The sequence below is a fragment of the Gallintestinimicrobium propionicum genome, from assembly GCF_025567525.1.
Lineage (GTDB): Bacteria > Bacillota > Clostridia > Lachnospirales > Lachnospiraceae > Gallintestinimicrobium > Gallintestinimicrobium propionicum.
This window is the reverse complement of record NZ_JAOQJY010000031.1, coordinates 16,575-34,233: the sequence shown is the minus strand read 5'-3', so window position 1 is coordinate 34,233 and position 17,659 is coordinate 16,575. Positions and strand designations below refer to the sequence as shown.

17 protein-coding genes and 4 pseudogenes are annotated in these 17,659 nt (G+C 50.0%); 4 read left to right on the top strand and 17 right to left on the bottom strand.

All coding sequences use genetic code 11. From position 1 onward, the window contains the following. Positions 1-66 precede the first annotated feature (66 nt). The 8 genes from OCV62_RS16810 to OCV62_RS16775 all read right to left on the bottom strand — a co-directional run bounded on the left by OCV62_RS16810 (position 67) and on the right by OCV62_RS16775 (position 7,674). Positions 67-492 carry an RNA polymerase sigma factor gene (locus OCV62_RS16810; RefSeq protein WP_173765964.1) on the bottom strand — a complete coding sequence of 142 codons (426 nt, stop codon included), beginning with the start codon at positions 490-492 and terminating at the stop codon, positions 67-69. 19 nt (positions 493-511) lie between these two features. Beyond that, positions 512-676 (bottom strand): hypothetical protein, encoded by a 165-nt coding sequence (locus OCV62_RS16805; protein WP_262588105.1) that lies wholly within the window; start codon positions 674-676, stop codon positions 512-514. Between the two features lie 283 nt (positions 677-959). Next, the gene (locus OCV62_RS16800) at positions 960-1,331 is read right to left on the bottom strand and encodes a metal-dependent transcriptional regulator (protein WP_262588103.1); all 372 of its coding nucleotides are present in this window, start codon (positions 1,329-1,331) and stop codon (positions 960-962) included. Positions 1,332-1,342: 11 nt separating this feature from the next. Continuing rightward, complete coding sequence (locus tag OCV62_RS16795) at positions 1,343-3,079, bottom strand: ABC transporter ATP-binding protein (RefSeq protein WP_148430707.1); 1,737 nt, start codon at positions 3,077-3,079, stop codon at positions 1,343-1,345. A 14-nt stretch (positions 3,080-3,093) separates the two neighbouring features. After that, positions 3,094-4,839 (bottom strand): ABC transporter ATP-binding protein, encoded by a 1,746-nt coding sequence (locus OCV62_RS16790; RefSeq protein WP_262588101.1) that lies wholly within the window; start codon positions 4,837-4,839, stop codon positions 3,094-3,096. Beyond that, on the bottom strand, positions 4,836-6,350 hold the full coding sequence (locus OCV62_RS16785) for an ABC transporter ATP-binding protein (RefSeq protein ID WP_262588099.1): 1,515 nt from the start codon (positions 6,348-6,350) through the stop codon (positions 4,836-4,838). The genes OCV62_RS16790 and OCV62_RS16785 overlap by 4 nt, the downstream gene beginning before the upstream one ends. Before the next feature lie 5 nt (positions 6,351-6,355). Further along, the gene (locus OCV62_RS16780) at positions 6,356-7,093 is read right to left on the bottom strand and encodes an energy-coupling factor transporter transmembrane component T (RefSeq protein WP_262588098.1); all 738 of its coding nucleotides are present in this window, start codon (positions 7,091-7,093) and stop codon (positions 6,356-6,358) included. After that, positions 7,093-7,674 (bottom strand): MptD family putative ECF transporter S component, encoded by a 582-nt coding sequence (locus OCV62_RS16775; RefSeq protein WP_148430715.1) that lies wholly within the window; start codon positions 7,672-7,674, stop codon positions 7,093-7,095. Before OCV62_RS16775 ends, OCV62_RS16780 begins: the two co-directional genes overlap by 1 nt. 222 nt (positions 7,675-7,896) lie before the next feature. Here OCV62_RS16775 and OCV62_RS16770 point away from each other — a divergent pair, with 222 nt between their 5' ends. Continuing rightward, positions 7,897-8,862, top strand: a complete 966-nt coding sequence (locus OCV62_RS16770; RefSeq protein WP_262588096.1) for a helix-turn-helix domain-containing protein — start codon at positions 7,897-7,899, stop codon at positions 8,860-8,862. A gap of 99 nt (positions 8,863-8,961) precedes the next feature. On the opposite strand, the pseudogene OCV62_RS16765 reads toward OCV62_RS16770, so the two are convergent. Continuing rightward, positions 8,962-9,057 (bottom strand): annotated as a pseudogene (locus OCV62_RS16765) (TnpV protein); the annotation flags it as partial. Positions 9,058-9,268: 211 nt separating this feature from the next. Beyond that, complete coding sequence (locus OCV62_RS16760) at positions 9,269-10,681, bottom strand: relaxase/mobilization nuclease domain-containing protein (RefSeq protein ID WP_262588094.1); 1,413 nt, start codon at positions 10,679-10,681, stop codon at positions 9,269-9,271. 126 nt (positions 10,682-10,807) lie between these two features. On the opposite strand from OCV62_RS16760, the gene OCV62_RS16755 reads away from it, so the two are divergent. Next, positions 10,808-12,226 carry an ATP-binding protein gene (locus OCV62_RS16755; protein WP_262588092.1) on the top strand — a complete coding sequence of 473 codons (1,419 nt, stop codon included), beginning with the start codon at positions 10,808-10,810 and terminating at the stop codon, positions 12,224-12,226. Positions 12,227-12,299: 73 nt separating this feature from the next. On the opposite strand, the gene OCV62_RS16750 is transcribed toward OCV62_RS16755, so the two are convergent. From OCV62_RS16750 to OCV62_RS16725, 6 genes and pseudogenes are all read right to left on the bottom strand, one after another. Then, the gene (locus tag OCV62_RS16750) at positions 12,300-12,548 is read right to left on the bottom strand and encodes a CD1845 family protein (protein WP_262588107.1); all 249 of its coding nucleotides are present in this window, start codon (positions 12,546-12,548) and stop codon (positions 12,300-12,302) included. Positions 12,549-12,551: 3 nt separating this feature from the next. Next, a pseudogene (locus OCV62_RS16745) lies at positions 12,552-12,875 on the bottom strand (ParA family protein); the annotation flags it as partial. Between the two features lie 212 nt (positions 12,876-13,087). Beyond that, a pseudogene (locus tag OCV62_RS18575) lies at positions 13,088-13,764 on the bottom strand (radical SAM protein); the annotation flags it as partial. Between the two features lie 79 nt (positions 13,765-13,843). Further along, on the bottom strand, positions 13,844-14,314 hold the full coding sequence (locus OCV62_RS16735; protein ID WP_005924656.1) for a GNAT family N-acetyltransferase: 471 nt from the start codon (positions 14,312-14,314) through the stop codon (positions 13,844-13,846). Next, positions 14,314-15,789 (bottom strand): amino acid adenylation domain-containing protein, encoded by a 1,476-nt coding sequence (locus OCV62_RS16730; RefSeq protein WP_262588090.1) that lies wholly within the window; start codon positions 15,787-15,789, stop codon positions 14,314-14,316. Before OCV62_RS16730 ends, OCV62_RS16735 begins: the two co-directional genes overlap by 1 nt. A 20-nt stretch (positions 15,790-15,809) precedes the next feature. After that, on the bottom strand, positions 15,810-16,484 hold the full coding sequence (locus OCV62_RS16725) for an alpha/beta hydrolase (protein WP_055058584.1): 675 nt from the start codon (positions 16,482-16,484) through the stop codon (positions 15,810-15,812). 129 nt (positions 16,485-16,613) lie between these two features. On the opposite strand from OCV62_RS16725, the gene OCV62_RS16720 reads away from it, so the two are divergent. Next, on the top strand, positions 16,614-16,997 hold the full coding sequence (locus tag OCV62_RS16720) for a hypothetical protein (protein WP_207643447.1): 384 nt from the start codon (positions 16,614-16,616) through the stop codon (positions 16,995-16,997). Further along, positions 16,990-17,190 carry a DUF5131 family protein gene (locus OCV62_RS18745; RefSeq protein ID WP_176834956.1) on the top strand — a complete coding sequence of 67 codons (201 nt, stop codon included), beginning with the start codon at positions 16,990-16,992 and terminating at the stop codon, positions 17,188-17,190. The genes OCV62_RS16720 and OCV62_RS18745 overlap by 8 nt, the downstream gene beginning before the upstream one ends. A gap of 82 nt (positions 17,191-17,272) precedes the next feature. Here OCV62_RS18745 and OCV62_RS16715 read toward each other — a convergent pair. Then, positions 17,273-17,659 (bottom strand): annotated as a pseudogene (locus tag OCV62_RS16715) (helix-turn-helix domain-containing protein); the annotation flags it as partial.

The following is a 17,659-nucleotide window of genomic DNA, read 5'->3' as shown; positions in this document are numbered from 1 at the left end:
TAAGTAAGCCGGTGGAGGAATAAAAACCCCCACCGGCTCTCTTTTTGCCGCTATGCGGCGGTCAGGTTATTGGGCCGTATCCAGCAACCGCGCCAGCTTCTTCAGTCCGCGCCGGATGCTCTCCCACACGCGGCGGCGGTCAGCCCCCTCGATCCGGGCGATCTCGGCCACCGTCATGCCCAGGTAAAACCGGGCGTAGATACGCCGGGCCTGGATGGCGGTCAGCTGCATCAGCGCGGCATACACTTCCTCCCGCAGCAGCTTCTGCTCCAGGACTTCCTCCGGGGTGAGTGACCGGTTGAGGGCATCGTTTTCAATGCCATCCTCCCGGTTCAGAGAGTAGTGAGCCTTGTGCCGGAACTTCCGGCGTTCATAGGCGGCATCGTCCTGCTCCTGGCCCCGGATCGCGGCCACGACTTCCTCGGCCACGTCTACAAAGACATCGGTTTTATACACATCGGGATACAGTTCCCGAAGATTGATCTTCTGCATTATGTACCTCCATTTCGATTCACGGGTTGACGGGTGAACCAAAATGAAGGCGGTGAGCGACATCTTTCGGGGAAATTCCCGAAAAAACGACAAACAAAAGCGCCAGCATCCGAAGAACGGCGGCTGGCGCTGCTAAAAGAGGACTTATGACGCTTATGGACCAGCCACGATAGTGCCTGTTCATAAGCAGATGGGGGCCGATTGACGGTCAGGCTTTTTTTGACAGGTAAATTCCTGCCGAATTATGTCGAAGCGGTCTTTGCTTCACGGCGGCTCCCTCCTAAAGCCGCCGTGTCAGCGTGTAGTCGTCACTCCTTTGTCGAGGGCATAAGGAACGGCGGCCTTGATGTTACTCAAAACCGCCGCAGTACCTGGAAAATCCATTTTGGGCGCACAAAGCTGCCTGCCCTGCAACGGTTTTTTTCTTTCCCCGTCTTGCGGGGCAGGATCGCTTGGCTTATTCGGTTTTAGTCTTGCTCTTGTTCGGCTGCCTCTTTCAGCCGGTCAAAACTCTCATCGCTGATGATGTGTTCAATCCGGCAGGCGTCGGCCTCCGCAGTCTTGGGGTCAACGCCTGCGGCGATAAGCTGCTCAGTAAAGAAGCAGTGACGTTTATAGATTTTTTCAGCCACCTCGCGGCCCACATCGGTCAGATGGAGAAAGTGATCTTCGTCCATCATAATAAAGCCGCCGTCCCGCAAGGTAACCACTGCATGGCACACGCTGGGCTTTGACACCTCCATGTGCCGGGCCACATCTACGGAGCGCACCATACCGCGTTTCTTTTGGAGAACAAGGATGGTTTCCAGGTAGTCCTCCCCGGACGCATGAAGTTTCATCTGAACCTCCCTTACTGAGCCAGCTTCCAGCCGATGGCCTCCTGTCTGGCCGATACAAAATCGGCATACAGGCCCTTTTGCTGGATCAGCTCCGCATGAGTGCCGCGCTGGACGATATGAGCGTTATCCAGCACAAGGATCTGGTCGGCGTTGCGAACGGTTTTCAGCCGGTGAGCAATCATGATGATAGTCTTGTCATGGGTCAGTGCCTCAATAGCACGCTGCAATTCATCCTCATTCTCCGGGTCAACACTGCTCGTCGCCTCGTCCAAAATGATGATGGGTGCGTCCTTCAGCATGGCGCGGGCGATGGAAATCCGCTGTTTCTCGCCGCCAGACAGAGTGCCGCCGCCCTCGCCAATCACAGTGTCATAGCCATCCGGCAGGGCAGAAATAAAGTCATGGCAGCAAGCCTTCTTCGCCGCCTCAACCACCTGCTCATGGGTGGCGTCCGGGCAGCCAAACTTGATATTGTTCTCAATCGTATCTGCAAAGAGGTATACGCTCTGGAACACCATCGAGATATTCTTCATCAGGCTGTCCAGCTTAAAATCCCGTACATCCGTACCGCCTATGGTAATCTTCCCGGCATTCACATCCCAAAAACGGGCAATCAGGTTGCACATCGTTGTCTTTCCTGCCCCGGAAGGGCCGACAATGGCCGTAGTCGTTTTTTCGGGAATGGTAAAGCTGACCTGATCTAATATCTTGCGGTCTGCGTAGGAAAAATCCACCTTGTCAAACACGATCTCGCTGGACTTCGGCGTAATGTCAGCGCCTTTCTCGTCCATCACCGGCGTGTCATCAATGGAGTTTGCCGTATCCATCGAGGCCGCCAGCATTTGCAGCAGAGAGGCCATATTCCCGGCGTTCTCCAAATCGTTGAACACCATGAAAGAAGCAATCACCAAAATCAGACCATAGGCCAGCGGCAGAGAGCCGTCCAGCCAGAACCAAACCGAGGCCAAAAGCAGCAGGACGCTGAACACTCGGACAACAGCCTGTTTGATAGCGTCATAGGGAACGCTGGCCTTTGTCAATTTCAGGTTATCCCGGCAGCTCGCCTTAATTGCACTGCCGATAGACTGCGTGCTGTCCCGTTCCAGTCCAAATGCTTTGACAATCCCCATCCCCTGAATGTACTCCAACACAGACTCTACAAGGGACTCCTGTGTGTGCTGGCGTACACCGCTGAGCGCGGCAGATTTGCGAAGCGCCAGTTCCGCCGCCGCAAGGTAAATCAGGACACCGGCAGCGGCCACAAGACCGATCCGCCAGTCAAATACCAACAGGACGATGACGAGGGCAACCGAGTTGAAAAAACCGCCCAGCACTGACACCAGGACACGGGCTGCTGAGTTCTCTACATCACCCAAAGTTGTTGTGACAATGGCGGTAATATTCCCGATACTATTCTTGTTGAAGTAGCCCATCGGGATGTAGCGCAGCCGATCTCCGATATGGATACGCTTTTCCGCCACCATGCAATAGCCGGTTTCTGTCTGCTCCATCGTGGAGAAATAGGTCATGATGATACGCCCAATGAGGGAAACGGTCATAATCCCCAGCGAAAGCCAGATAAACTTTCCGTCCCGGTTGTCAGATACTAACGCGCCAATCACTACAAAGAGGGCGGCAAACTGCATGGCTGAAAACAGCCCGGACAGGAATGAGAATAACAGGGATTTTTTTAGAAGCTCCTTTTTGCTGCCTGCAAAAGCAAAGATTTTTTTCAATGTTCCATACATCTGACAACACCCCCTTACATCTGGTCTTTCGCGCCGATGTGCGCCTGCCACATATCCCGGTAGAGGGGGCAGGTTTCCAGCAGCTTCTCATGCGTACCCTGTGCGTGGATAGTTCCATCCTTCACCACAACGATGTTATCTGCGCCAACAATGGTAGACAGCCGGTGTGCGATCACAATCAGGGTCTTGCCGACAGTTAAAGTGGAAATGGCTTGCTGCACCAGCGCCTCATTCTCTGGGTCGATATAGGCAGTTGCCTCGTCCAAAATGACAACCGGCGCATTTTTCAGCATGGCGCGGGCGATGGCAATCCGCTGGCGTTCACCGCCGGAAAGATGGGAACCGGCGCTGCCGACAACCGTATCATAGCCATTATCCAGCTTGCGGATAAAGGCGTCGCAGCCGCTTTGTTTGGCCGCCTGCTCCACCTCTGCGTCCGTGGCACTGGGTCTTCCCATGCGGATATTCTCCCGGATACTGCGGTTAAACAGGTAGTTGTCCTGAGATACATAGGAAATCTGGTCTGCAATTTCAGACAGCGGCATATCCTTCAGCTCATGGCCGCCGAGGGTAATGCTGCCGGATGTAACATCCCAATACCCGGCAATCAGCTTCGCCACCGTAGACTTGCCGGAGCCGGACGGCCCTACAAGGGCGGTCATGGTTCCGGGGTGGATGGCGAGATTCACATCATGCAAAACCTCTGTTGTCCCGTCATAAGAAAACGACACAGACCTAAGAGAAATGCCGGTATCTTCCAGCTTGATCGGCGCTTCTTTATGGTTCAGTTCTTCGGCGTTCAGAAGCTGGCTGATTTCTTCCACATTTGTCCCCAGTACAGCCAAATCGTCCGTAAAGGTAAAGGCCGCAATAATCGGCCCGATCAGCCCCAGCGAGAAAATCACAATGGACAGGAAGGTGGAAAGCTCCAGACTGCCGGAGAGCCAGAACGCGAAGCCGCAGGGCAGCACGCAGATTAGCACTGAGGGCAGGATGGCGTTGTAGGCGCTCATGGTTTTCTGGTTTTCACGCATCCAGTCCACATAATAGTTGGCGTTATAATTCACCGCGTCAGAATATTTTTTGTAGGAACCGGCGGACTGGCTGAACGCTTTTACCACCTCAATCCCGCCGATGTATTCTACAATGGCGTTTGCCATCTGCTTTCCCGCTTTAACCGCGCCCTCCCATTTGACGGGATAATTCTTCATACCGGCGGACATGACAGCAAGGCCCACCACCAGCGTAACAAGGGACAGGAGCGCCATGCGCCAGTCCATAACGAACAGATATACGACAATCACCAAAGGCACCAGCACATTTGCGGTCATTTCCGGGAGCAGGTGTGCGAAGGTCGATTCCATGCCTTCAACCCGGTCAACAATCGTCGTTTTGTACTGGCCGGACGGAGTATCTAAAATCGTCCCCATCGGGACGCGGGCCAGCTTTGCGGTGATATTCTCTCGCAGATCGCGCAGCGTGTAATAGGTCGCCGTGTGGGAAATCGTTGTAGAAAGACTGGAAAACAGCACTTTCCCAAAGTAGCCGCACAATGCAATAATACCAGCGGTCACATAGCGGGAAAAATTCTGTTCCCCAGACAACATCATTGTGACAATATTCGCCACGCAGAAATAGGGCACCATCTGGCAGGCCACGCCTAATACCGCAAGGATAACACTGCCGATGAATTTTCCATGATAGGGCTTGCCCCATCCCCATAAGACGCCTATGGGCGACTCTTTCTTTTCCTCCTTCATTCTGTGGACACCTCCTTCTTCATATCACTCAGAAAAAACTTTAGCAGGCGTTTTCGGCCATCGTTGTCCTCTATGGAATAACTTTCCTGAATTTGCCCTTTTTCTAAGTGAAGGACATAATTGCAGCCGCGTAGAATAAATTCCGGGTCATGTGTTACCACAAGTGCGGTTCTTCCGGCATTTGCCACTTGATTAACAACATTGGCAACCTGCCTCATGTGAAACAGGTCAAGACCGCTGGTCGGTTCATCGAATAAAATCATAGGGCGCTCCGAAGCAATCGCAGAGGCAACCGCCATGCGCTGCTTTTGGCCGCCGGACAGTCCCATCGGGTGGCAGTCCTCATAAGGCAGCAGGTCCATCTCCTGCAAGATTTCTCTTGCCCTCTGCTTATCCTCAGTTCTCATACTGAGCAGAATTTCATCCAGAACACTTTCGGTAAAGAGCTGGTGGTTTACATCCTGCATGACCATATAACAGAGTTTCAATCGTTCTTTTCTGGAATAGTTCTTGCTCTGATCCTGCACCGTTCCTTTGAAGTGCTTTTCCAACCCACAGAGGCACCGGGCAAAGGTGGATTTTCCCGCACCATTATGTCCGATGATGGCCGTGGCGCTGCCGGATGGGAAAGAGGTTTCCGTTATATGCAAGGTTTCCGGCTCATGCTTATAGGCGAAGGACACATTCTTTATCGTCCAAACCGCCTCATTCATTCTCTGCGGCGTGCCTTCAACTTCTGAAAGCCCCGCAAGATCAAGAGGGCGCAATCCCATATCGTCGCGCTGTTTTGCCGACAGGCCGCAAAATTCCTCTGCTGTATAATCACCGTCAATTTCTCCATCTTTCAGGTACAGGACACGGTCAAAGAGACCGGACAGATAATACAGCCGGTGTTCAGAGATGATGATGGTCTTTCCCTGCGATTTCAAAGTAAAGAGAAGCTGCCGGAAATCAGCGATAGCGTATGCGTCAAGGTTGGATGATGGCTCATCAAGCACATAAATATCCGGGTCAATCGCCGCTGCCGATCCGCAGGCGATTTTTTGCTTTTCGCCGCCGGACAAAGAAAAAATGCTTCTATCAAGCAGCGGCTCCAACTTTAGCTGTGCAGCTACACGCTTTACACGGTCACGCACAAGATCTTCCGCTATGCCGTGATTCTCTGGGCCGAAAGCCAGTTCGCTGGTCGTGTCCACATTGAAAAACTGAGAACGCGGATTTTGAAATACAGAACCGACTTTCAGAGAAATATCAAACAGTGACATGTCACGGGTATCCTTTCCATCCAGATAGACGGAGCCGGTATAAGTCCCCTCATGATAATGGGGGATCAAGCCGTTAAACAACCGGGTCATGGTTGTTTTCCCACAGCCTGAAGTCCCGCAGAGCAGAACAAAAGAACCGTCCTCAATAGTGCAGGAAATATGTTTTAAAGCGCCACCGGCCTGCCTCTCACTGTCGGGAAGGGTACTGGCAGGATAAGAAAAGGACACATCTTGACATTCAATCATTTCCTTCACCCCCTTGCGGCAAGCACATAGATTTGCGCTGCAAATGCTCCCAGACAGATCAGCAGGAAAATAACATCCTGCACATGAAAACCCAGCTTACAGATATTCGTCCGTTTTACCGGGCCTCCCAATCCCCGCGTAAGGGCTGCCTGGGACAGTTCCTCTCCGATTTTGACGGAGCAGATCATCATGGGGACAATCCGATACTCTAAAATCGCACCGACTTTTCCACCACCAAAGCGGACGCCACGCATCCGCATGGCGTCCCCAATAGCGCTCCATTCTTCCGCAACCGTGGGAAAGAAGCGAAACATCACAGACATGGGAATGGTGATCTGCTGCGGCAGATGGAGCCGTTCCATCGCCGCAACAAATTCGCTGACCGTGGTTGTCGTTACCACGAAATATCCCATGACCACGCTGGGGGTGAACCGCAGAAGAATACCAACGATGGCTACCGCGATGTAGTTTGCTACGCCGGTCAGTCGGGACAGGCCGAACATTTCCAGACACAGGCTGCCTCCGAAAATCAGGATATAGAGAACAGTACTTTTCCATTTTCTGGCTGATGACAAAAGTAACAGAGGGATCGCCGCCAACACGATGATGTAATACTGCATGATACCTTCATACGAACCGCCTAAAATAAAGACAGCTATGGTAATCAGTACCGCCAGTTTTGTCCGGGGGTCTAATAAAATTCCGCTATTGTTTTTTTGACTTGCAAGAAGTTCGCGGCTCATTATACAATTCCTGCCCGCTCAAAATGCTTTTTGAAAATCTTCCGTCCAATCAGACCGCCGACAAGACCGCTGACGAAAGCAGCAATAAGCAGTACCGGCAAAATCCAGTCGGGCATATAAGCCATGAGCGTATCGGCATATTCCTGACCGTAGCCGGGGAGCAGGCTCTGGTAGTAAGCGTCACGCGTCACAACGATGGGAATAAACGCCCCGATTACCCACATGGAAAAAACGCCGTGGATCAGCACTTCACGCTTGGCGTTCTTGTAGTCACAGGCTTTCATCATAAAATCGGAAATCAGCCCGAAAATCAGCCCGGTAGGGATGCACCACCAGCCCATGCCGGTCAGCAACATAATGATACCGAGCAGCACCCCGCAGATGGTAAGCATACCGAATTTTTTGATTTTGGAGAAGAACAACATCATCGGAATACCGCCCACAAGCGGCACGATCACGCTGATAAGCGGAATGAAAATCGGGATAAAACCGATGGACGCCGCAGCGAAAATGACGATAAAATAAATCGCCGTGAAAATACCGATATTGATGAGATCCTTTCCTTGCAATTTGTTGTTCATTGCGAAACCTCCTAACATGATTGCTTTCTCGGTTAGAGCTCGCTAACCAATTCTAATGGTAGCACATATTCAATTATGTTTCTATGCACATATCAGTATTTTAGGCCCGTATAGCACGGAGTTTTTTCGTTTTGCCAGCATATCCATTGACCGTGAATTTTCTCGCGGGTATAATAATATCAACGATTTTGCGTGATGAAAGGGGCGAAGCAGTTGCGTGATATGATATACAGCATTTTAGAAAACAGCGATACTGTTTCTGATGTGACTTTGAAAAACAGTCCAAATAGCAGCACATTGCTTTTGGATCGGGCAGATGGCAAGGGACGCATGACATTCCATACGCTCTTTCCGGGGCTGACTTTGGCTTTTATTTTTGTAAATGCTCCCGTATGGCCGGAGTCGGATGAAAATTCAAATCTAAAGCCTTTGCTGATTAACTATTGCGTTTCAGGCAGAAGTGAATTGCTTCTGGATGACGGCTCCTACATTTACCTGAAGGAAAATGATTTTTGTGTCAGTGAACAGACCGCACAGAAAGAATATATCTTTCCTACGAAGCAGTATCAGGGGATAAAAATATATTTTGACCTGTCACTTCTTTTACAGTCCTGCGGTGAACTTTTGAAATCTTTTTCACTTGACCTCCCTACGCTGGAAAAAAGTTATTGTGGCAACCATAAAACATATATCAACGAAGCGGACAGCGAGCTGGAAAATATATTTCAAAAACTCTGGCGGCTATCCGAAAGACCCTCTGCCTTCCATTTGCAAATCTATACTCTTGAACTTCTCCACCGGCTTCTTAACATGGAAATCCGGCCTCCGAAAACCTGCGGCTTCTACACGGAAACACAGGTTGAAATTGCAAAAAGGGCAGCACAAATCCTTTCCGATGATCTTCGCCAGCACATTCCTGTACGGCAGGTTGCAGAACGCTTTTCGGTCAGTGAAACCAGCCTGAAAAATTATTTTCGAGGCGTATATGGACAGAATATATCCACTTGGCTGCGGGAAATCCGCATGAACGAAGCCGCAAGACTTCTTTCGGACACAAAGCGTCCGATTGCCGAAATATCCGAACAGGTCGGCTACTCTAATCAAGGAAAATTTGCAGCCGTGTTCAAAAAGCAGTTTGGTCTTTCTCCGCTGGAATACCGGCGGTCAAAGAATTTGGAAAACCGATAAGAACAAAGCCGGGATTTGCCACTTGTCAGCAAAATCCCGGCCTTTCTTATGCCTAAAATCTCATGCGGCAATCAACTCTTGAAAAATTATTTCCTCCGCTTACGCCTTCAGCGTGTTCATCAACCCCACCCAGCGCATGTGGTCACGGGCTTTCAGTTCCTCGGTAACGCCCGCCGCCTCCATCATGTGGGATAGTTAGAACGGTGGTTATTCCGAAATTATTCTGATTCAGGGATAATACCGGCAAGCAATGCCTGTGTTAATACACACAGGCCCGCAGAGAAGAAAATCCCTCCGTGATTTTCCTCTCCGCTTGCTTGTTGAGGGCAGCGCCCCCAAGCCCCTTTGAACACAGAATTTCATTCTGTGGCTGCGCGTTCTGCGAACGCTTTTGACCAGGACCAGCTTACCGCTGGCCGTGGTCTTTTTCTTTTTCAACATCCTGTTCTACCTCCATTTTCAGCACTCGATCTACATTTGCCTTTGCCGTTAAAAGCTCCCGCATTTCCTCACGGGAACGCCGGTACTCGGCATAGGTCTTTTTCTTTTCTTCCAGCAATTTCGCGTACTCCGTCTGCAACTCTTTGACCTGGGGAAGCTTCTTGACGCCCATCTCATCAAAGGCATTCTTAGCAGCCTGATGGAGCAGAATTTCTTCCTCATGTTCTTCCCGGAATTTCTTAGAGTAACCCGCCTTGCGGTATGCCACATAGACCTCACGGGTCTTGGCATAATTTACGATGTGAGTACGCAGAACAGCGATCTCTGCCATGCGCTTTTCAGCCGCTTTGATCTGCGCCGAAAGATCATTGTGATGTGCCGTGGCAGCCGCAGCCTTTTCTTCCAAAACCGCATACTCCAGCAGATTGTTCTCTGACAGGTAATTCATGGTCTGCGCCATTTGTTTCAGATTAAAAACTTTAGCCCATCGAGCATAGCCAGCACCTTTTCCAGCCTGCAATTTTGCCTGAATGTCCACCAGCAGATTGACCTTCGGCGGCTCTGCCTGTGTGACGGTTTTCTTTCGCGGGGTATGTGCTTTCTTCCCTAAGAGAACTGCCCGCAAATCTTCCAATCCATATCCTTCGCCCAGACTATCCATGCGGGCGGCTTTCTCCCAACCAGAGAGCTTCAGTCGATACGATTTTCCGCGCTTTGAGACTTCACAACCATACTCTTGCAACAGCTTCAGCAGTTCTTCAAAGTCAGCAGGACTTTGTGATAATGCGTTGTCAATCATCACACGCAGCTGTTCCCGATGGGAGGGCTTGGCCTGTTCGCCCAGCCACTTGTTGTAGCTTTTTCCGTGGGGTTTTGGGTCCTCCACAATGGACAATCCGTTCTCGATACAGATGGTATCGCTCAAGCGCCGGACGGCTCTGGTGCTGCCCCAAAAGTTGCGGAATTTTCGGTCACAATCTGCATTGACCGCCGACCAGATGATGTGATTATGAACGTGCGATTTGTCTATGTGGGTGCAGACCACAAAGGCGTGATTGCCCTTGGTAAACCGCTTGGCAAATTCCACGCCCAGGCGGTTTGCTTCCTCCGGCGTGATTTCACCGGGTTTGAATGACTGGCGCACATGGTAAGCAATCACATCATCCGCGCCGCGCACTCGTCCGGTGGCGGCAATGTACTGCCGCTTTGCCAGAAGAAACTCTGCATCGGCGGTCCGGCTGTCACACGCATAGCCGGTAATGAGCTTGCCGTTATCTGTTTTCTTTGGGTTTTCCACATAGTCGATGATGTCACTGATTGCCCGGCTTTCTGTGCGACCCTTGCCAACATGAAGCGGCATGATTCTTGTAGTTGCCATAATAGAAGGACCTCCTCTCATAAATATTTTTGTTTTCGCTGAACTCTTTGTTTCTATCGTTGCAATAACTTTCTCCGCTGGGTATAATAAAAAAGAACTTTCTACAACCTCAAAGGAGGGATTTTTATGATAGAACAGCTCATTGCTGAAGCAACAGAATGTGATTTCAAAGTTGCTCTCGAAATAAAAAAGCCAAAAAGCTGGTTAAAAAGTGTCAGTGCCTTTTCCAATGGAATCGGCGGCACTCTGTTTTTCGGGGTCTCTGATGACCGGAAGCCTATCGGCTTGTCTGATGTTCAAAAGGATGCTGAGGCGATCAGCCGCTTAATCAAAGAACGAATCACACCATTACCTCAGTTTATCTTAAAGCCATTGCAGGAAGATGGTAAAAACCTATTGGCTCTGGAGGTTTCTCCCGGCCGCAGCACCCCATATTATTACAAGGCAGACGGAGTGATGGAAGCATATATCCGTGTTGGAAATGAAAGCGTAATTGCCCCGGATTACATTGTGAATGAACTGATCTTAAAGGGAACCAATCAGTCCTTTGATACCCTAACAACAGATGCGGTAAAAAAGGATTACAGCTTTACACTTCTGGAAGCAACCTATCTGGAACGGACTGGTCTCCGCTTTGAGCCATCCGATTATGTCTCCTTCGGTTTGGCTGACAAAAATGGGGTCTTGACCAATGCCGGAAAGCTCATGACCGATCAGCACACAGTCTATAACTCCCGTATGTTCTGTACCCGGTGGAATGGCTTGGAAAAAGGCTCTATCTTTGATGATGCATTGGACGATAAAGAATACGAAGGGAATCTGATTTATCTACTGAAAAGTGGCAGTGAATTTATTCGCAATAATTCCAAAGTCCGTTTTGTCAAAGAGGCACAGTATCGTGTAGACAAGCCGGATTATGCTGAACGAGCTGTGACAGAGGCTCTTGTCAATGCGCTTATCCATCGTGATTATATTGTGCTTGGCAGCGAAATCCATATTGATATGTTTGATGATCGGGTGGAAATCACATCTCCGGGCGGTATGTTTGGCGGCGGCTCAATTCAGGAATACGATATTTACAGTATTCGTTCGATACGACGAAACCCTGTGATTGCTGACCTGTTCCACCGCATGAAGTACATGGAACGCCGTGGAAGTGGCCTGCGCAAAATCGTCAGTGAAACCGAAAAGCTGCCTGGATACACAGAGGCATATAAGCCCGAATTTTCCTCAACAGCGACAGATTTCAGAGTCATTTTGAAAAATGTGAATTACTATCTTAGTCAGAAAGACTTAGCCAGTGACCAAGATTGTGATCAAGTTAGTGATCAAGATAAATCACAGGACATCCTACACGCAGTCTTGGATTTTTGTATAACAGAAAAAAGCAAACAAGAAATTTGCTCGTTTATTGGTTATCGAAATCTCACTTATTTTACAAGAAAATATTTGAATCCTCTACTGGCAAGTGGCCAGCTTAAAATGACTATTCCAGATAAGCCAAACAGTCGAAAACAAAAATATATTACAGTTCGTTCCGAATAAACAGAGAAACAGGGCATTGGGTCTCATCTCCCATTGTCCTGCTACTTTTCATTCTAAATTATATTCACATCATTTACCCATACACCCAATCCTGGATTGCAAATTTCAAACTCTGTACCTTGCCCAGCAGCCAGATCGCAGCCAGCGGCAGCCCCATCGGGCTAATCAAAAATGCCATAACCAGCAAAATCACACCATTCTGCGGGGAATAGGTAATCAGCACAGCCACGCCAAGCAGAGCAATTACCGTGCTTAGCAGACCAAGCACCAGACCGGATATGTAGATCAGCCCCGTGCAGAGCCAGACAAAAATCGTCAACACCAAAATCAAGTCTACCCCCTCCAGGTGGTGCAGGATACCCTCGCCGGAATGAATCGGCTCATCCATCAGGATATGCCCCATAGCGTCCGACAGCGTAAAGGGCAACTTGTCCGGCTGGGGATTGCCCAAGCTGATCGTCAGGCTGCCTTGCGGGTCTCCGTCGATCAGCAGGACTTTCTTTCCGGCTTGCGCCAGCCCGATTCCCGAGTTGGCACAGGTCGTTGTCTTGCCAACGCTTCTCCGCTCCCGCTCCGGTCGGCGCTGAACATGTGCCACTGGCACATAGCACCCTTTCTGGTTGGCAATGGCGATGATTTGCGTGTTCATTGACTTCACCTCTACAACTTCTAGCTTTCTGCATGTTACTATATAGTTTTGATTACCTGTTCTTCTGCATTTTGGCCGAGGGATAATCTCTTCGTGGAAAAAATAATTGACCACGATAGGCGGATCGTTGAACGGGCGTTTGATGGAATCATCATCCCGGACATACAGTAGCCCTTCCTCTTGGCAAAACTGCCGCATCTGCGCATCCAGCATTGACCAGTAGCTGCGTTCTTTTTTATTGTAAATGGTATCGTACAGCGGCAGCAGGTCTGGATGTTTTTCCGTTATATAGTCAAAAATCGTTTTCTTATAACCGCCCCGCAAGTTTAGGTTTTCCAGCCAGACCAAATTACATTGATTCTTCGCCCGGTGGATGATGGAGGGCAGGTCGGTGAGGCCGGGGAAAATCGGCGAGATAAAGCAGGTGGTGCGCACACCAGCATCATGGAATGCTTTCATAGCGGCCAGCCGCCGCTCAATGCTCACTGCATTGTCCATATCAGCGCGAAAATCTTCGTCCAGTGTGTTTGATCGACCAGGATACCCGCGCATTGGGGAATGTTTTAATGAGGTCAAGGTCACGCAGCACCAGGTCAGACTTGGTAGCAATACTGAGGCTACATCCGCTGCCCTGCATCTGCTCTAAAATGGCGCGGGTGCGGCAGGCGGTTTCCTCCAGCGGCTGATATGGGTCGGTCACGTAACAGAGAAACAGTTCTTTCCCTGCATACCGCTCCGGGTGTTTGATTTCCGGCCAAAATTTAACGTCTATGAACTCTCCCCAGGGCTCCGGGTGATTGGTAAAACGCTTCATAAAAGATGCGTAGCAATATTTGCAGCCGTGGCCACAGCCCACATAAGGATTGACCGAATAATCACTCACAGGCAAATTGGATTTTGTGAGGACGCTTTTTACTTCAACGTTTCAGATGATTGGCTCCATTGTATGTATGCTCCTTTGATTTTGCTTATTTTTCACGGGACAGTTTCATCATATCCTTCATATCGGCAAAACCGATTGTTTGATACAGCGGCCTGCCTTTGTTTGAGGTTTCAAGATAAATTTTTGAAATATGCCGCTGACGAGCCTGCTCTACAAGCCACCTGACGATTCTGTTCCCTATGCCGTGTCCGCGAAACTGCGGCCGGGTATAAATGTTCATCAGGTAGGCACATTTCCCGTTTAGATTGTCCGGTGAGGGCATCTCATGATAGAGGCATATCCCGCCGCAGCCAACGATTTCCTCCCCTACGTAGGCAAAGCAGGCAATATGTCCGCCCTGCGGCAGTTCTGTTTGATAGTAGCGGCGATTTTCCGATTCCAGCTCTGTTACAGACCGCTCCGAGGGGATGGAGAATACCTCATGCAAGACTTCCATTCGCCATTGCATCAATACATTCAGGTCCTGGATCGTGGCCTGCCGGATCTGAATCTCCATTATAATGCCCCCGCTTTCATTACCACCGGCAGTTTCGACACATCCGGCTTACCGTTGACATTCAAAGGAATCTGCTTCATCTTCACAAAGAACTCTGGGATCATAAAGGAAGTCAGATTTTCAGACAGTTCTTTTTTTACTTCCGAGACTTTCAGCTTATTGTCGGAAGGCACCACATAGGCGGTCATATAGGACAGTCCATCCTCGTCTGTAAAAGCCCGGACAATAGCCTGCTGCACATCCTTGCACCGATAGAGCCGGGACTCCACCTCGGCAAGTTCCACCCGCTTGCCGTAAATCATGATCTGGTCGTCCTTGCGGTGCAGGAATGCAATGTTGCCATCCGGCAGGATATAGCCCAAATCGCCGCTGCGGTACATGGTGCTACCGTCCGGCTGCCGCTCAAAAGCTCTGTTTTCCTCGGCATGGTCGCCAATGTAGCCCAGAGATACACCGCCGCCATAAATGCAAATTTCACCCGTCTGCCCTTTGGCAACCTCGTTGCCAGACTGATCCAGAATCCTGATTTGCGCACCTAGTACAGGATGACCGATGGGATAGGTACCGTCCTCCAGCACAGTTCCACTATTACAACGGTAATAGGAGGCGCAGACCGTTGTCTCGGAGGGGCCGTAGGTGTTGTAAACCTCTGCTTTGTTCAGCAGGTGATCCACATAAACGCCCCGCAACACATCGCCGCCGCTGATAAGCAGCCGCAGAGAGGACGGAATGACAGACAGGTGGTTCATTTCTGCCAGCAGATACGGAAAGCCGCTGATCATAGTCACATGGTGGCGTTCCACAAAAACCATCAACGCATGGATGTCGGCCTTATCCTCGTCAGCGGGGATGGCCAGAGCGGCACCATTCAGCAGACTGGTGAACACTTCCTCCACAAAGATGTCAAAAGAACAGACGGAATATTGCAGCATGACATCACCGGGGCCGGGATGGAACTCGTTGGCAAAGGCACGGACATAATGGCAAACATTGCGGTTGGTGACACAGACACCTTTGGGCCGCCCGGTGGTACCTGACGTATATAGCACATAGGCGGGGCGTTCCGGGTCTTCGATGGCATTGCGCTTCCAGGAGGGCGTCTCCACGCCGCAGATCTCACAATCTGTATAGCGGATGGGGAAACTGCTCAGTTTGGGCGCAAAGGCGTGTTCCGTCAGCACAAAATCCACCTGTGCCTCGGTCATCATGTCATGGATGCGCCCGGTAGGAAAATCCGGCTCGGCTGGGACATATCGGCCGCCGCATTTGAGTACCGCCAGAATCGAGGCAATCATCTCGGTTCGGTGACGCATGACGATGCCGATGCTGTGTACTTCCTGCGGAAAGCTGCACGTGATCATATCCACCATGTTGGACAGCTCTCCAAAAGTCATGGTGCGGTCGTTTTCAATGATAGCTGGGGCATTTTCATGTTCTTTAACTACTTTCTGAAAAAGCGAATAAATCGTATCCATCGTTTTATCTCCTTGTCGGTTTATCTATTTAATATCCAGTGAATGCCAGCCGCTGTGCGCTTGTTGCACGCCTGATAGTGGCTGCCACTGTTCAGTACGAAGGTGGTTTCGATGCCTTTCCCGTGGCACAGTGTTTCTATCTCCTGCGTATTCTGCTGCACAACGTTCAAAATCGGATTATCGGTGGAGCTCTCCTTGTCTCCGAGAGAAAAATACAGACAGTCAGGTTTGCGCTTCATCTCATGGGAGCACACATATTCCATGATGCCCTCAAACCAGAAGGAACCTGACATACTCGCTGCGCGGGCAAACACATCCGTTTGGTAGAGAGCGTAGAGGGCGAACAGCCCGGCCAGCGAGTAACCGGCGAGGCCCCGCCAGGCGGGCGCACCGGGAAGGAGCGCTTCCGCTTCCGGCATAATTTCATCCAGAAGCAGTTTCAGGTAATCATCCGCACCCCCGGTGCAGGGCGTATCGTGTTTAGAGATCGGCCCCATATACCACGGTGTCATGTCATGATCCCATTTCAGCTCACTGACCGCCACCAGACAGAAATCTGGGCAGCCGAGCGCCATCAGGTTTTTATACACACTGTTAACGGCATTGGAAAAGGTGTTGAGATAGATAACTGGGCTGCCCGGCTTTGCGCTTGGGTATATGTCCACTCTTTTTTGTTCTATGGTTAAAGAAGTCACTTTGTTGCCTCCTCTCTTGACGATTCATTGTATAAATATTGTACGGTATCCGAAAACGAAAGCAAGTACGCAGAAAGTTCGTACATAGTATCAAACTACTGACCAAGGCTATAAACAGGAGGAATCAAGATGGATCATATCATGACATATGAGGAATATCTGCGCGATGTCAAGAAGGGAATCGTCACCGATCTGGGCAACAGCCCGGTCACGCCGCTGCTTCTGATGCTTCAGGGAAAGTGGAAAACACAGATTCTCTATGAGCTGTGCATCCATGATACGGTTTCCGCTGTTCTATATCGGTGCGAAGCTACAGAAGTCAATATTCCTTACCATTATGATGATGGCAACGTACATATGAACCATGTGATAAGATTGAAAAAGCTGGATCAGTACAACCCGTCTTTTCTCCCGTTTGAGAAGCTGAAAGCCTATGGGATTGGTGCGGTACGTGGGCCACGAAGAATGCCTCACAGTCTGATTTGCGAACTGGAAAGGAATCGGTATGAGTAGTGATATTTGGAATCCCTGGCATGGCTGCCGCAAATACAGTGAGGGCTGTGACCACTGCTATATGCACTATCTGGACAATGAACGGGGCAAATCAGGCGGGGAAATTTATAAGGTCAAGACAAATTCCGGGTTGTTGAGCTGTTCTTACTTTCTATTTTATCAGATATCGCCTACAGATTCCATAGCTTCATAGCTCAAAATAGTTCACCCACCAACCATTTGGCTATGTAAAGGGGACGGCTTTTCAGCCGCCCCACCGGTCAACGCTGCGTTAATCAGACAGGTTCATCGTCCGATTCCGCTTCATAAATCTGATAATCTCCTGGGAACTCCTGCCGGAGCTTGCCGTATTCCGTGTCAGAAAGAAGGACATTTTCGTATGAGCCATACCGGTGTTGGATTTCCTTCTTCTCTCTTTTATTGATTGTTTCAGTACTTGTTCTATTAGTACTTAATTGCGCGGGATTTTCCGTAACCGGTGTGTCCGTATCCGGATTTACCGCATACGGCTTTTCCGTACACGGTGATTCCGAACACGGCTTTTTCCTTGGCATCTCATAGATCACATACTCCGCTCTGCCCATCCGACCGTTACTCTCACGCTGCTGGTTCCTTTCCAGATATCCAAGACGTTCCAGTTCTTTCAGAGCTGTAAGCACCCC

Coding starts and splice junctions, on each gene's coding strand:
- OCV62_RS16755 (WP_262588092.1), top strand. CDS start 10,808: ATGATAGAACAGCTCATTGCTGAAGCAACAGAATGTGATTTCAAAGTT.
- OCV62_RS16780 (WP_262588098.1), bottom strand. CDS start 7,093: ATGAGCCGCGAACTTCTTGCAAGTCAAAAAAACAATAGCGGAATTTTA.
- OCV62_RS16720 (WP_207643447.1), top strand. CDS start 16,614: ATGGATCATATCATGACATATGAGGAATATCTGCGCGATGTCAAGAAG.
- OCV62_RS16785 (WP_262588099.1), bottom strand. CDS start 6,350: ATGATTGAATGTCAAGATGTGTCCTTTTCTTATCCTGCCAGTACCCTT.
- OCV62_RS16810 (WP_173765964.1), bottom strand. CDS start 492: ATGCAGAAGATCAATCTTCGGGAACTGTATCCCGATGTGTATAAAACC.
- OCV62_RS16760 (WP_262588094.1), bottom strand. CDS start 10,681: ATGGCAACTACAAGAATCATGCCGCTTCATGTTGGCAAGGGTCGCACA.
- OCV62_RS16795 (WP_148430707.1), bottom strand. CDS start 3,079: ATGTATGGAACATTGAAAAAAATCTTTGCTTTTGCAGGCAGCAAAAAG.
- OCV62_RS16775 (WP_148430715.1), bottom strand. CDS start 7,674: ATGAACAACAAATTGCAAGGAAAGGATCTCATCAATATCGGTATTTTC.
- OCV62_RS18745 (WP_176834956.1), top strand. CDS start 16,990: ATGAGTAGTGATATTTGGAATCCCTGGCATGGCTGCCGCAAATACAGT.
- OCV62_RS16770 (WP_262588096.1), top strand. CDS start 7,897: ATGATATACAGCATTTTAGAAAACAGCGATACTGTTTCTGATGTGACT.
- OCV62_RS16735 (WP_005924656.1), bottom strand. CDS start 14,314: ATGGAGATTCAGATCCGGCAGGCCACGATCCAGGACCTGAATGTATTG.
- OCV62_RS16730 (WP_262588090.1), bottom strand. CDS start 15,789: ATGGATACGATTTATTCGCTTTTTCAGAAAGTAGTTAAAGAACATGAA.
- OCV62_RS16790 (WP_262588101.1), bottom strand. CDS start 4,839: ATGAAGGAGGAAAAGAAAGAGTCGCCCATAGGCGTCTTATGGGGATGG.
- OCV62_RS16800 (WP_262588103.1), bottom strand. CDS start 1,331: ATGAAACTTCATGCGTCCGGGGAGGACTACCTGGAAACCATCCTTGTT.
- OCV62_RS16805 (WP_262588105.1), bottom strand. CDS start 676: ATGAACAGGCACTATCGTGGCTGGTCCATAAGCGTCATAAGTCCTCTT.